General features: G+C 35.5%; 10 protein-coding genes. 3 read left to right on the top strand and 7 right to left on the bottom strand.

Annotation, left to right across the window (positions count from 1 at the left end):
- Positions 1–96 precede the first annotated feature (96 nt).
- Both ATO12_RS20350 and ATO12_RS20345 read left to right on the top strand, forming a co-directional pair.
- Positions 97–2,904, top strand: a complete 2,808-nt coding sequence (locus tag ATO12_RS20350; protein ID WP_165583424.1) for an SdiA-regulated domain-containing protein — start codon at positions 97–99, stop codon at positions 2,902–2,904.
- A gap of 450 nt (positions 2,905–3,354) precedes the next feature.
- A complete protein-coding gene (locus ATO12_RS20345) occupies positions 3,355–3,714 on the top strand; it encodes a GIY-YIG nuclease family protein (RefSeq protein WP_051575980.1) in 360 nt (119 codons plus the stop codon).
- 77 nt (positions 3,715–3,791) lie between these two features.
- Here the strand turns inward: ATO12_RS20345 and ATO12_RS20340 are convergent, their stop codons facing one another.
- Positions 3,792–7,355, bottom strand: coding sequence for a CHAT domain-containing protein (locus ATO12_RS20340; protein WP_034245828.1), 3,564 nt, complete (start codon positions 7,353–7,355; stop codon positions 3,792–3,794).
- Positions 7,356–7,723: 368 nt separating this feature from the next.
- Between ATO12_RS20340 and ATO12_RS20335 the strand changes: the two genes are divergently transcribed.
- Complete coding sequence (locus ATO12_RS20335) at positions 7,724–8,080, top strand: hypothetical protein (protein WP_034245825.1); 357 nt, start codon at positions 7,724–7,726, stop codon at positions 8,078–8,080.
- Positions 8,081–8,790: 710 nt separating this feature from the next.
- Here the strand turns inward: ATO12_RS20335 and argH are convergent.
- The 6 genes from argH to proC all read right to left on the bottom strand — a co-directional run bounded on the left by argH (position 8,791) and on the right by proC (position 15,248).
- Positions 8,791–10,068: an argininosuccinate lyase gene (argH, locus tag ATO12_RS20330; RefSeq protein WP_034245822.1), complete on the bottom strand. Its 1,278-nt coding sequence runs from the start codon at positions 10,066–10,068 to the stop codon at positions 8,791–8,793.
- A gap of 41 nt (positions 10,069–10,109) precedes the next feature.
- Positions 10,110–11,171, bottom strand: a complete 1,062-nt coding sequence (locus ATO12_RS20325) for a M20 family metallo-hydrolase (RefSeq protein WP_034245819.1) — start codon at positions 11,169–11,171, stop codon at positions 10,110–10,112.
- A gap of 6 nt (positions 11,172–11,177) precedes the next feature.
- Positions 11,178–11,969, bottom strand: a complete 792-nt coding sequence (gene argB / locus ATO12_RS20320) for an acetylglutamate kinase (RefSeq protein WP_034245985.1) — start codon at positions 11,967–11,969, stop codon at positions 11,178–11,180.
- A gap of 4 nt (positions 11,970–11,973) precedes the next feature.
- Complete coding sequence (locus ATO12_RS20315; protein WP_034245816.1) at positions 11,974–12,921, bottom strand: N-acetylornithine carbamoyltransferase; 948 nt, start codon at positions 12,919–12,921, stop codon at positions 11,974–11,976.
- Positions 12,922–12,930: 9 nt separating this feature from the next.
- Positions 12,931–14,073 carry an aspartate aminotransferase family protein gene (locus ATO12_RS20310; protein WP_034245812.1) on the bottom strand — a complete coding sequence of 381 codons (1,143 nt, stop codon included), beginning with the start codon at positions 14,071–14,073 and terminating at the stop codon, positions 12,931–12,933.
- A 380-nt stretch (positions 14,074–14,453) separates the two neighbouring features.
- Complete coding sequence (proC, locus tag ATO12_RS20305; protein ID WP_034245809.1) at positions 14,454–15,248, bottom strand: pyrroline-5-carboxylate reductase; 795 nt, start codon at positions 15,246–15,248, stop codon at positions 14,454–14,456.
- Between the last annotated feature and the right edge of the window lie 13 nt (positions 15,249–15,261).

The raw sequence follows: 15,261 nt of genomic DNA, 5'->3' as shown, positions 1-15,261 counted from the left end.
ACTTTGTCCCTTTATTTTTTGTAAACAAATCTGTAGAAGAAAAAAGTTAGTTTCTACCGATTTAGTGACGTATCCCAACATTAAATGAAAAGCCAAATGAAAAAAACACTATTATTCTTACTACTTATTATCTCTATTTCTTTAACAGGCCAAACCACCTACTACGTAGCTACAAACGGAAATGATTCTAGTGGCAATGGTTCTAACGATACCCCCTGGGCAACCATCCAACATGCTCTTAATACGGTTACAGATGGCAGTACAATCTTGGTAAAACCCGGTACATACAATGGACGTGTTAGAGTTCGTGGAAGTTTTACTTCTGGTGTTTTGGTAAAATCACAAGTGTCATATATGGCAAAATTACGTAATAACACCACTGTTATTACCGCGTATAAAAGCCCTAATGGTTGCCATGGTATTACTTTTGATGGTTTTGATATAGCACATGATGCTCCCGGCGCTGCTCCTTTAGTTATTCACATTGATGGAGACGGGAATGGTGATGTGCATGATATCACATTTCAGAATTGTATTATACATGATAGTTACAATAATGATCTTGTAAAAGTAAATGCCGCCTCATACAATATCACTTTTCAGGGAAATTTATTTTTTAATCAAGCCGGATCTGATGAACATATCGATGGGAATAGCGTCGAAAACCTAATTATACAGGATAATATTTTCTTAAACGATTTTTCGAGTAGCGGCCGTACAAATAACAATGACACCAGTAGTTTTATTGTTATCAAAGATAGTGGTGGCAGTAATGATATCTACACCGGTTCGAGAAATGTTAAGATTCGTAGAAATGTATTTCTAAATTGGGAAGGAACAGTAGCTACAAACTTTGTTCTTATAGGTGAAGACAGTGAACCACATTACCAGGCCTTTGATATTATGATAGAAAATAACTTAATGCTGGGAAATAGTAGTAATCCTATGCGGGCACCTTTTGGTATTAAAGGCTGTAGAGATATTACATTTAGAAATAATACAGTAACAGGAGATTTACCTGCTAATGCGTATGCTTTTAGATTTAACAGAGAACCTACCAACCCTATTATCAACAATATTAATATTTATAATAATATATGGTCTGATCCTACCGGGACTATGAATGATTTTTCTGATTGTCCTATATCTCATACCGATACGTATACTCTAGACACTAACGTATATTGGAATAATGGTACTCCTATACCTCAGGATAGCAGTGATAAAATTAACAGTGCAGATGATGCAAATGGTATAACTGCTAATCCACTGTTAGGAGATCTAAACAATCTAATCATTCCTCATTATGATTCTTCCTTAAACCAATTTAAAGATGGTTCGGTTACGATTAGAGAAGCGTTCGAACGTATAGTAAACACATACGGAACACCCGAGACCAATAGCCCGGTCATTAATATGGCAAGGGCAGATCAGCTTCCTGCAGATGATATCTTAGGCAGGCTACGGGTAAATGCCGATATCGGTGCAGTAGCACCAGGTGCTGTAGAAAATAATGAATTAGCATTAATTCGACCAGATAATGGTTCAGAAAATATTTCCATTACTCCTACTTTAGAATGGTCAGGCTCCGCAAGTTCTTATACTTTAGAAATAACCGATTGTAGCCCTATAGATCCCCCTCCCCCTCCAAATCCTACAATCGGTTTGGGTCTGGATCAATTTAATCTTATTGAAGGTCCAAAAACGATTACGCAGATTCCTGATGATCTATCCGGATTAACTTACAACAGTACTACTAATACAATTTTTGCTGTGATTAACGATCCTCCCCGACTGTATGAATTGAACTTAGATGGTGATGTTATAAGAAGTATTCCGCTACAAGGTTTTAATGATACAGAAGGTTTGGTATGGGTTAATGGTACCGATTTTTTTGTTATTGAAGAAAAAAGAGGGCGAGCAGTTAAAATTACAGTAGAAAACACAACAACAACCATTGCTTATCCAACAGATTACATTCAACTTCCCGGTAATTGGGGAGCAAATAATGGACTGGAAGGAGTAGGCTACACCCCAGATACAAACGAATTAATCCTGGTGAAAGAAAAAAGTCCGTTGACTATATATTCTTTAGAAGTCCCCGCAGATTTATCAACCTCTCCTACTGTTACCAATCCATTCGATATTGCTACAAATAATTTTGGATTTAGAGATTTATCGGGTTTACATCATTTAGGAAACAATACAATAGGTCATAATACTCATTTTCTTGTATTAAGTCATGAATCCAGAGCATTAGTAGAAACCGATGTAACCGGAAAAGAATATAGTCGTTTAGATCTTGGCCCTAACGGTGCAAATGGTACCTTACCCGATAGAATTCGTCAGGCAGAAGGCATAACGGTAGATAACCAGGGGGCTATCTATATCGTAAGTGAACCCAATACTTTTTATAAATTTTCTAAATCAGCATCTGCAAACGCTACAAAAATGGCTCCTATATTTACGGCTTCTAATATACCTGAAGAATCGTTTGTGGTTCCAGAAAATACACTTACCCTAAATACAGAATATTGCTGGAGGATAAAAGACAATGATACAGGAGATTGGACTTCTTATTTTTCGTTTACGACAGGTAATAATGAAAATCCGCCTCCACCACCTCCTTTACCACCATTGCCTGTAGAAACGACCAATACTATCCAGGTTTTTCCTAATCCGGCAGATACCTTCCTTAGTGTTCTATTTGATTTTGAAGAGCTTCCGGAAAACATACAGGTTTTTATGTATGATATTTCGGGAAAAGAAATATTGAGGCAATCTTCTACTAGTATTGTAGATAATGCGTTGCATATTAATGTTAGTCGATTCTCTAAAGGTTGTTATTTCTTAAAAATCAAATATCCAAAAGAGGATATCGTTAAAAGTTTTATCAAAAAGTAATGTAAATAGACACTTTAAATTCGCATTTAAAAGATATCATCAACAGGTAATCTATTGCTATTACTGGTCCGCGCACAGAGTTGAGGTTTCCGCGCAGCGAGGGAGCCTTACCTTATTGCGGGGATTGGTTTTCCCCTTGCGGGGGAAGGTGCCGGTATACCGCTGGTCGATAAAAGGAGTGCGGGGAAGGGTATCCCTATTGCGCTGATCGATATACCTATACCGATGACCGATAAAAGGAGTGCGCAGAAAGGTATTCGTATTGCGAGGACTAATATACACATACCGATGATCGGTAAATATTCTGTGAGGAAGGGGGTTACTATATGAAAGAAGCGCCGCCTACTTATCCAAGTCGGTAAATTTATGGTATATATAACTCACCTGTTTCAAAAAATGAAACTCTTACCCCATAATATTGTGAATTAATACTATAAAAGAACGCTTGATATGAAAGGTTATATGTATATTTTAGAATGTAGTGATGGGAGTTACTATACCGGTAGTACAAAATATTTGGAAAGAAGAATACAGCAACATCAAAATGGAGAAGGTTCAAACCACACCAAAAAACGATTACCGGTAAAATTACTCTATTACGAACAATATAATCGTATTGACACTGCTTTCTATAGAGAAAAACAGGTACAAGGCTGGTCCAAAGCTAAGAAAAAAGCACTTATAAGAGGGGATTTGGAAGACTTACATAATCTGGCTAAATGTAAAAATGAAACGCATTATTCTGTGTATAGAGCACCGGACTTCGACTTCGCTCAGCCCTCTAATGATAACAGACATAACGATCACTAATCATAATCGAAGTGAGTGTAGTCAAAGTGAGTGCTAATTTAGTTTTCGCTCAGCCCTCTAACGATCACTCAGCAAAGTTAACGATCACTGAGCGAAGTCGAAGTGATCACATTCTTTACCCTTCTCCTATACCAAAACACCTCTACTCCTATCAACACTAGTACTATCAATGCTACCCAATACCACAGGGTGTTGCTCTCAAAAGCAATTGGTGACGAATCTCCTACCAGGTAAAACCCTCCCCAATAGAAGGGTTGTGTACGATTGATATTTGCCGTAGCCAGGTATTGCAATTTGGCCTGTTGCAATGCTTTTGCCTTATTCATCCCGGCTTTAAGGTTGGTATAGAAGTATTGCATCAATTTTGGAGTGGTTTGATCCGATACTTCCCAGCTGCTTAAGAGCAAACTTTTTGTACCCGCATATTGAAAAGCACTACCTAAACTCATAATACCTTCTCCCTTAGCAATCTTACCGGTACCCGTATAACAGGCGCTAAGTACAGTAAGTTCTGCCGGAATATCCAAAGCAAATAATTCGTGACTATATAACAGGTTATCCTCTATCGTATCTTTACTTTTGGTAAAATAGAGTCTTGAATTCTCTGGTCGCTCATTGTCTACATCCCCATGCAACGCCAGGTGAAGTATCGCATATCGTCCTGCGTTTTTCTTAAAATTAGCTTCTATGGCTTGTGATCCATAGTAATACTGCCCATCGATAATATTAGAGATCGCTTTGATCTCTTTTCGCGTTCCCGGAAGATCAATACCGGTACTTCTTAGCGCAGCCAAACTCATCGTATTGGTCGTTATCGTACTATCTGAAAACGAAAACGCCAGGCACTCTTGTCGTTGTTGTGGGGGTTGTTCACTTTTATCTTTGGCAAATAACAGGTTAGCCGCATTGGCATAGGTAATCGCATATTCTTTAAGCAAATATGATAAGTCTGCAGGGTTATTTGTTGTATCTTTTTGGGTTAGCAATAGCTCAAAATTTAAATGCCATAGCGGCCCATCGGGAATGATAATCAATTCATCACCTGCAAACGTGTCACCTTGTCGAAGAGTATTGGCAATCGGGGCCATTAATTGGTTATATAAAGCATATGCCGATGTTTTATAGGCTGCCAGATTTTGTGATGCAATCGCTTTTCGTAGTTGTTCTATAGTGATCGTAAGATTGGGAGTCGCTAATTCTTGTACTGCGATCTTATCTTTTGAAATCGTAAAAGCATAGGTAATACGCTCTGAAGTAAAAAACTCGAGTACTGTAGTATTATCGTTTAGATGACGCTGAATATCACGAACCGTAACAATAGCATTTTCATGTTTAAGCTGGTAATATTTTGGATAGTTCTGCTCTAATACTGCTGTTAGTGAATCTTGCCTATTGCTAATGTCAAATAGTGTATTCTCATAACGAACCATTTTTAGAGAATCTTTAGTACTCATCCTAGATCCACTGTAGAGTTCTGTGATTTTGGATTGATAAAACGCTTTATCAATCCTTAGTTCTTTTTCTAATGCCACAAGATCTGCTGGTAATCCTGTATAGGTCTTAGCATTGGCATCGGTAAGTAGTTCTTTTAAGGTATTGGCTTTACTTTTCTCGGCATAGTAAAACGCCTGTTCTAAAGAGGATTGCTCTTTTTTCGTATCGTATACTAGTAATTGTGCTGCTATGGCACCCTGGTAGACCGCTGCTGCTTTTTGAGCAAAACGCACCTTGTCCTGGTAGTTGGTATAGGTTTGTCTAATGGTGTTGATAAGGGCATCTGCTTTTTGGTACGTGTGGATTGCACCGTTAAGATCATCAATATCATTACTTTCTGTATATAAAGCAGTATAGGTTTTGGCTTTGCCTAATAAAGAAGTTAACAACACATCTAAGTTTAAGTAGTGATCTGTGGTAAAAGTTGCTTTGGTTTGGGCTTTAAGCTTAGTATTTGCCACTATAGATTGATCATAATGCGCTAAACTGCTTGCAAACTCTTTTTGTATAGCATATACTTTTGCAATTTTAGTATAGGATTGTGCAACTTTGGGGTGATGCTCACCAAATACATGTTGTCGTATAGCCAAGGCTTTTTGATAATGTTCTAAAGCTGTGTTATAATCTGTTTGGGCTTGATAGATATTACCAATACTTTCATAAGAATCTGCAACATCCGGATGGTTTTCTCCAAAAACAGCAATCCTGATTATTAAGGCTTTATTAGTATAGTGTAATGCTTTATCATATTCTCTTTTTAAAGCATACAACTCCCCGATATCGTTATGAGAATCAGCTATATGAGAGTTGTTTTGATAAAATAGTTGTGTTCGTATGGCTAAGGCTTTTTTATAATACAATAGAGATTGATCATACTCTTTTTTTAATCTATAGACATTACCGATATTATTATAGTTGAGGGCAACAAATAGATGGTTTTTCCCTCTAGCTTTTAAGTTCTCATGAAGTGCTTTTTTCAAATAATTCAAAGCTTTACTGTATGCTCCTTTATATTTATAAATAACACCAATATTATTATACATTGCTTGCATATATTTTTTATTATCATCAATATTCATTGCTTGATTATAATAATATAATGCTCTATCATATGCTCCTTTATTTTTATAACATATGCCTATGTGGTTGAGAGCAGTAACAATACTAGTTTTTTCATTTCTATTAACTGCGGAGGACAAATACTTTTCAAAATAAGGAAGTGCTTTATCATATGCTCCTTGATTTTTATAAACAAGGCCAATAACTCTATAACATATGGCTACATCTTTGTGATTTCTATCCAGTATATTGATTCGAATAGATAAAGCCTGATCAAAATATGGTAATGCTTTATCATAATCTTCTTTTCTATCATATGCAAGGCCAATACAAAAAATTGAATTAGCTATTGCAATATCATTTGATCCATTTATTTTTCTAATAATCAAGGATTTTTGGTAATAAAGTAATGCTTTATCATATTTACGTTGCATAAGAAAAATATTACCTATATCCAAATATGAATATGCAATATCAAGATGGTTTTCACCAAAAGCTTTAATTCGCATATCAAGAGCTTTCTCTTGATACTTCATTGCTTTGTTATAATCTTTTTTCACATAATACATATATCCTATTCGAGAATATGAATTTGCAATAGCAGGATGGTCTTTTGCATAAATTCTTGTTCTTATTTTCAACCCTTTTTCATAATAGCCTAAGGCAGTTTTATAGTCTGAATTATTAGTTTCATAATATTTCCCCATATTTTCATAAGCAATAGCCTTTTCTTCATTATGTTCCGGTAAATATGTAATACTAATTTCTAGTACTTTTTGTGCGTTTTTATAGGATTCATCATACTTTCTATTTCGCCTTTGGCTTTCAGCAATTTTATTATAACATCGGGCAACACGTTCCCAGGCGTTGGCCTTTTGGTAGATGGGTAAGGCTTTCTTAAAATATACTACAGCACTATCTAGTTTTCTTTCTGCCAGTAATACATCTGCTTTGGTAAAATGTTGTGAGGCAACTGTAGTGTCGGTTATGGTTTGGGTATAACCAAGGGTGGTGTATAAAAAGAGGATACCAATAACACAGTAAAGAAGTGCATTTTTGTATGGTATTGATTGTATAGTGATGGTCATTAAGTTTGTTTTTCAAAAACATCTCGATACACTACGCCCAAAAGCGCAGCACTCGATGTGACATTGCAATTATATTTGTTAATAACAAAGAACGTAAAAATGTTACCATTTAGATTCCACGGTTAAACTTAAATACACGATCTGTTAGTAAAATAATAGTAGTAAGGTAGACCTCACAGGTTTTAAAAACCTGTGAGGTCTCATGTCGTATAATGTTCTTATTTTCAAAAGACTATTGAATTCGTATACTGTATTACCCGATTACTCTTTATCAAAAAACCATCTTTATTTTGAATATCAAATTATAGATTTTACCTTACCCCCATAATTAATCGTATTAACCCCAAATTAAGAATAGTTGCCCTACTATGAGTAATCGACAAACTACCAAATATGCAATCTATACTGTGGCTGTCTTATCTGCTGCATTAATCAATGAGTTTATCCTAAAATATGTAAAGAAACATATCCATCAACAAGGATATCTTTTGGTACTAATAGATATGCTGGTTATCGTTTTAATTTTTGCACCTGCGTTTGCCCTGGTGACTAATTATGCAAAGAAGATTTCTAAGGCGTATCTTAAGACTTCTAAAAAATTGTCGAGTAGAAATAATGGAATCCTGTTAGGATTTATCGTTGCCATCATTATTTTGTTTATCCTTTATGCAAACATTAGACATAACATCAATGTAATCAATGATCTAAAAGCTTTGATTTCGTAATAATTATCTATTTTTTAAATCGTTAATAAGTAAACTATAACATTTATTCCCTTGTTATACTTTGGTTAATACTGTATTTTAGTACATACATTAATCAATATAAATTATGTACTCATGAAAAATTCTTTAGAAGCATTTAAAAAATTCAAAGTTTTATCCCGAGAAGAGCTAATATTAATAGGCGGAGTGGAAGAGATCAATGTACTGCAGAGCAGGTCAATAATTGCACATTTGTGCAATATTATCCAGAAGGTTCTGCAATGATGGATTGTGGAGTATATGAAGACTCTGACGGGAATGAAGAATGGATTTCGTGTGAAGCACATTTAGCGTAATCCCGGTTTAATCAAATTTCTATCCAAAACACTACATTACTCTGCATTTTTAATGTGGAGTTTTTTGATATATCATCTTACTATCCATAATTACATCATCTTCCTCTCTCATTAATTCTAAGGCCTACTATATCCCTAATCATAAAAAAGACAACCCCCAGTGGTTAACAACTCCTCTGGGGGTCTAGGCTGAAGCGAAAAAATCAAACTAACTCAACTTACACTCAATTAAATATACTTCAGCTTCTCTTCTATATCATTAAGATATGCCTTTTTATTAACATTTTCAATTTTTTATTTAAGAACTACAAACTAACCCTATAGACTAGCTTGTGTTCTCACATAATTCACATGATTTTAGAAAGTACTGTTCCCTCAAACTTCCTCTAATTTCTTTTTTATCTTGTTAAGACATAAATTATTAATACTACCACTATGGCTATGTTTTGTATTCTTTTCGGGTGTGTAACATCCCTTCTCAATATCTAATCCAATTTTTACATAGGCATCCCTAAAAGACATGCCCTGCATTACTAATTCGTTTAATGTATCTACACTAAACAGGTAATCATACTTATCATCATCTAATATATTTTTATTCACCTGTATATTCTTAAGTGCATACATAGTCATCTCCAGGGATGCTTTTAAATCCTGGATAGCAGGTACAACTCCTTCTTTAAGCAATTGTAAATCCCTGTGGTAACCACTTGGTAAATTATTGATTAGCAAATTTAATTCGTAAGGCAGTGCCTGAATTTTATTACATTTTCCTCTTATTAACTCAAAGACGTCTGGATTTTTCTTATGTGGCATAATACTGGATCCCGTTGTAAATTCTGACGGGATGCTCATAAAATCAAAATTCTGACTCATATACAAACATACATCCATTGCCAGTTTCGATAAAGTCGCAGCTACACTACTCATTGCAAAAGCAGTAGATTTTTCGGATTTCCCTCTGCTCATCTGTGCAGCAACTACATTATACTTAAGGGTTTCGAAACCTAATTCTCTTGTGGTAAATTCTCTATCTATCGGAAATGAACTACCATACCCTGCGGCGCTTCCCAATGGGTTTTGATCCACAACTTTTAAAGCAGCATTTACAAAATACAGATCATCAATAAAACTTTCTGCATAAGCAGAAAACCAAAGTCCAAATGAAGATGGCATTGCTATCTGCATATGTGTATACCCAGGAAGTAACACATCTTTATAGGTTTCTGCATGGGTAAGTAAATTCTGAGATAATTCGTTAACCAGAGATTTAATTTGAAGTAATTCTTCTTTCATATATAGATGCATCGCTACCAACACCTGATCATTACGTGATCTGGCGGTATGTATTCGCTTACCTGCATCTCCTATTCGTTGAGTTAATTCATACTCAATTTTAGAATGTATATCCTCAAACTGGTCCTCTATCACAAAAGTTCCTTTTTCTATTTCCCGCCCCAATATATTCAATTCTTTTTCAATTTCAGAAATTTCTTGGTCAGAAAGTAAATTAATCTTATACAACATCTTAGCATGAACCAAGGTTGCTTGCACATCATACCTGGCAATTACCATATCCAATTGCCTGTCATTACCGACGGTAAACCTATCTATTTTTTGATCTGTTGGTAACCCTTTATCCCAAAGTTTCATTAATTATTCTTTTGTTGAAGTGGTTTTAACTACTTCATTATTTATACTATACCTTCTAAAATTTTGATATACAATTCGATTCCTTCTTTGATTTCATCTACATAAATAAATTCATTTGCAGAATGCGACCTGGTCGAATCTCCCGGCCCCAGTTTTAATGAAGGGCAATTCAATACCGATTGATCTGACAAGGTTGGAGATCCATAGGTACTTCTTCCTAGTGCAATTCCTGATTTTACAACAGGGTGATCTATAGCAATCGACGAGGATCCTAAATCCAGGGATCTGGGTGTGACCTCAACATATTGAGGCATGTGTTGTTGTACAATATCGAGAACCTCTTCATTGGTATAGCAATCATTTACTCGTATATCTACCACCAGATCACAACTTGCGGGTACTACATTGTGTTGTTTCCCTGCATTGACCTGTGTCACTGTCGCTTTTACTTTACCCAGGTTTTCTGATGTTTTTTTAAATTCATATGTTTTAAACCATTCGATCACTTGCAACGCATTATAAATTGCATTATCATCATTAGGATGAGCAGCATGACTTGCGGTTCCTTTTACCGATATATCCAATACCAATAAGCCTTTTTCTGCCACGGCCAATTGCATTAATGTTGGTTCTCCTACAATGCCAAATGCTACATTCTTAAGGTATTTTAAGACACTTTTTAGTCCCAAAGGACCACTACTCTCTTCTTCTGCAGAAGCGACAATCACAAAGTTATATTGTAATCCTTCTCTACTGTAGAAATAGGTAAATGTAGCTAGTAAAGCAACCAGGCAACCGCCTGCATCATTACTCCCCAGGCCATATAGTTTCCCTTCTTCTACAAAAGCGTTAAAAGGATCATTTGTATAGTTTCCATTAGGTTTTACCGTATCATGATGAGAGTTTAATAAAATAGTAGGTTTAGATTCGTCAAAATACATATTGTATGCCCATATATTATTATTCTCTCTCTCAAAAGGAATATCATTTTGGATGAACCAATTCTCGATCAATTGCGCCGTTTTTTCCTCTTCAGACGAGAACGATGGTGTTTCTATTAGATGATGTAAAAGCTCAATCGCTTCACGTGTTAGTTTTTCCATTATTAGTTATAGACTCAAAGTCGTATGTTTAGTTGTGTTATCCTTTATAAAATCTGCATTAGCAATATGTACTGTACTTACTTTTTTTTGTAAAGCATCAAAGCAATTTTGAAGTTTTGGAAGCATTCCTTCTGTGATCACTTCTGCCTCTCTTAATGCTGTATATTTTTCTAAATCAATATGTTCGATTACAGAATCTTTATCTTCAATATTTTCAAGAACTCCTTTCAATTCGAAACAATAAAATAGCGATACCTCGTAATCAGCACTCATTTCAGAAGCTATTTCTGAAGCTATCGTATCGGCATTCGTATTAAACAATTGCCCTTGACTATCGTGTGTAACTGCGCAAAAAACTGGTATAATTCCCTGATTCAAAAATGCTGTTATGATATTGCCATTTACCTTAACAACATCACCAACATATCCATAATCAACAAATTGCACAGGTCTTTTCTCTGCCAAAATCACATTGGCATCTGCTCCTGTTAATCCCAAAGCATTACAATTGCGGTGCTGTAAACCTGCAACAATGGTTTTATTTAACAACCCCGCATAAGTCATCACAACGATATCCAGATTCTCTGCAGAAGTAATTCTTCGACCATCAATCATTTCGGTCTTTATTCCTAACTGATCTGCAAGTCGAGTAGCAGATTTTCCTCCGCCATGAACCAAAATCTTTGGTCCTTCTACTTTAGAAAAATCTTCTAAGAAAGAAGTCAATGCTTCTGGATCTTCTATTATATTTCCGCCAATCTTGGCTACCAACAATCTATTTTTCACATGTTCTCTCATCACATTAAGATTTTTCAAGTATTTTCTTTAAAACCAATTGTGCAGCGTATGTTCTATTATTTGCTTGTTCGATGACAATGGAGTTTTTACTATCCAGTACTGCATCATCTACAACTACATTTCTTCGTACCGGTAAGCAATGCATAAATTTTGCATCATTGGTTAGTTTCATCTTTTCGCTTGTAATTTTCCAAAAAGGGTCATTATCTATAACTTTACCGTAGTCTTGATAGGAACTCCAGTTTTTGACATACACAAAATCTGCATCTTTTAATGCATTTTCCTGGTTGTAATCAATGGGCACCTGTTTAGTAATCTGACTGGCTAACTCAAATCCCACAGGATGGGTAATTACAAAATCTGCGTCCATACGTTGCATCATCTCTACAAAAGAATTAGCAACTGCCTGTGGTAAGGCTTTTGGATGCGGTGCCCATGATAGTACAACCTTTGGTTTATCTGTTTTTTTATATTCTGAAATTGTGATAGCATCGGTTAACGCTTGTAAAGGATGTCTGGTCGCGCTTTCCATATTGATAACCGGTATTGAAGCATGATTTATAAATCCATGAAGTACTTTCTCACTGTAATCATCGTCTCTATCTTCTAATTTTGCAAAAGCTCGTATTGCAAGTACATCACAATATTGAGAAACTACCTGAGCTGCTTCTTTTACATGTTCAGAATTTCCCTGGTCCATTATGGTTCCGTCTTCATACTCGAGCGACCAGCCTTCTCCTGTAAAGTTCATGACCATGACATTCATTCCCAGGTTTAAGGCCGCTTTCTGGGTGCTCAAACGGGTACGAAGACTTGGATTAAAAAATAACAATCCTATCGTTTTATCTTTTCCCAAAGTCTTATGGGATAAAGGGTTTTTCTTTATTGCAATTGCTTCTTCTACCCAAATGGGTAAAGCGTCTATATCCTGTATCGAAAAGTAGTTATTCATTTTTATCTCTTAAATCATTGGTTTTTCTACCAATACATTTTGTAATGCTTCTATAAATTGATCTATCTGTTTTTTACTAATAGTTAGCGGGGGAAGAATTCGCAATAGTTTTTTATTCATTGCTCCTCCTGTAAAAATATGCTCCTCATAGATGAGTCTTTTTCTAAGTTCGCTAACCTCGAAATCGAACTCTAATCCTAGCATTAGTCCTTTTCCTTTTACCTTTTGTACTCCGGGAATTTGATGCGCTTTAGATTCAAAATATGCTCCTGTTATTTTTGCATTATCAATAAGGTGTTCGGTTTCAATTACTTCAAGAACCGATAATGCTGCAACGCAAGCCAGGTGATTGCCTCCAAACGTGGTTCCCAACATCCCGTAATCAGGTTTAATATGCGGGGCAATTAGTATCCCTCCTATCGGAAAACCATTTCCCATTCCTTTTGCTATAGAAATGATATCTGGTGTTATTTCATGATATTGATGTGCAAAAAATTTACCACTCCTGCCATAACCCGATTGCACCTCATCTGCAATTAAAACAACACCAAACTCATGACATAAGGTTTCTAAGGTTGTAAAAAAGGAAGTTGTCCCTTCATCAAGTCCTCCTACTCCCTGTATAGGTTCTATAATCACAGCACACACGTCACCTTTTTCTAATTCAGTTCTTACGAGCTCAATTTGGTTTAACGGCAAAAAAGTGACGTTTTGCTGAGTATTTAATGGAGCATTGATTTTGGCGTTATCTGTTGCAGCTACAGCTGCAGATGTTCGCCCGTGAAAACCATTATGAAATGCTACCACTCTTGATTTCCTTGTATAAAAAGAAGCTAATTTTAATGCATTTTCATTGGCTTCGGCACCAGAGTTACATAAAAACAGTTGATAGTCATCATATCCCGATAATGCTCCCAGTTTTTTCGCCAATTTCGTTTGCAGGCTATTTTGAACTGCATTAGAATAAAAGCCTATTTTCTCTATCTGTTCTTTTATACTTCGTACATAGTGAGGGTGCGAATGGCCTATTGAAATCACCGCATGTCCTCCGTACATATCCAAATATTCTATTCCATTTTTATCTATAACGGTAGCGTCGTAAGCTTTTACCGGCTCTACATCATATAAAGGATATACGTCAAATAATTTCATAATATTAATTGTTGGTTGTTTTTTCTATCTAAAAATTAACTTCAAGTTGTTTTGATAATAACTACTTATATTGGTTCTCGATACACCATACTATGGCATTGCACTCGAACAAACATCGGTTTCAGAATTCATACTTTGTGTTTTTACACTTTTCATTATTTAGTATTCATTATTCTTTACCAGTACATACTCATTAACTAATACCATTTGCACTTTAAACCTACTGGAATAAAATGCTCTTTTTTCATCTCAGTTTCAGAATAAAAATAAACCGTAGCCCTGCTATGCTTGATTTTTCTTCTTTACTGAAACAAAAAAATCTTAATTTTCTTTGCCAGTAAATTCAAAATACAAATGGTATAACAACCAAAAACGATCAACTATTTAATGGTATTTATTTTTTCATAAGAAGCCATCACTCCTTTTATTACCGATGAGCTTAGCCCTTGGTGCTCCATCTCATTTAAACCTTCTATAGTACATCCCTGTGGTGTTGTTACCTTATCGATCTCACGTTCGGGATGAGTTCCATTCTCTGCTACTAATGTTGCGGCTCCTATCGCAGTTTGCACTGCTATGATTTGAGCTTCATGCGGGTGAAATCCCATTTGAATCCCTCCTTGTATCATCGCTCTTAAAAATCTAAGAAAAAATGCTATTCCGCTAGCTCCCAAAACTGTAGCAGCCTGCATTAGACGCTCTTCTATAATTAGTGTTTTACCAATGGTATCAAACATCTTTTGTACTGTAGTTAATTCTTCTTTTACATCTTCATTAGCTGCAATACAGGTCATTGATAGTTTTTTGGCAGCTCCTGTATTTGGCATTACCCGTACTACTTTATTATTAGGAACTACTGCATTGATTTCGGCAATTGATGTACCAGTTACTGTAGAAATCAATATTTGATCTGCTGTTACTGTATCTTTTATTTCTTGTAGAACAGCATCCAGCTGTCTTGGCTGTACACAAAGAATTACCCATTTTGCATTTTTTATAGATGCTATTATATGTTGTGAGGTAGATACCCCTAGTTTTTCTTCAACTTCTTTTAGGTTATATTTTGATTTATCTACTACTGTAATATCTGTAGCTTCAAACAAATCACTATTAACTAATCCAGAAATTATTGATTTACCTAAGTTTCCTCCTCCTATAATTGTTATTGTATTCATATCATTTTTATAC

Origin of the sequence: Aquimarina atlantica, from assembly GCF_000626715.1 — a bacterium.
Lineage (GTDB): Bacteria > Bacteroidota > Bacteroidia > Flavobacteriales > Flavobacteriaceae > Aquimarina > Aquimarina atlantica.
This window is presented reverse-complemented; position numbering and strand designations above follow the sequence as displayed.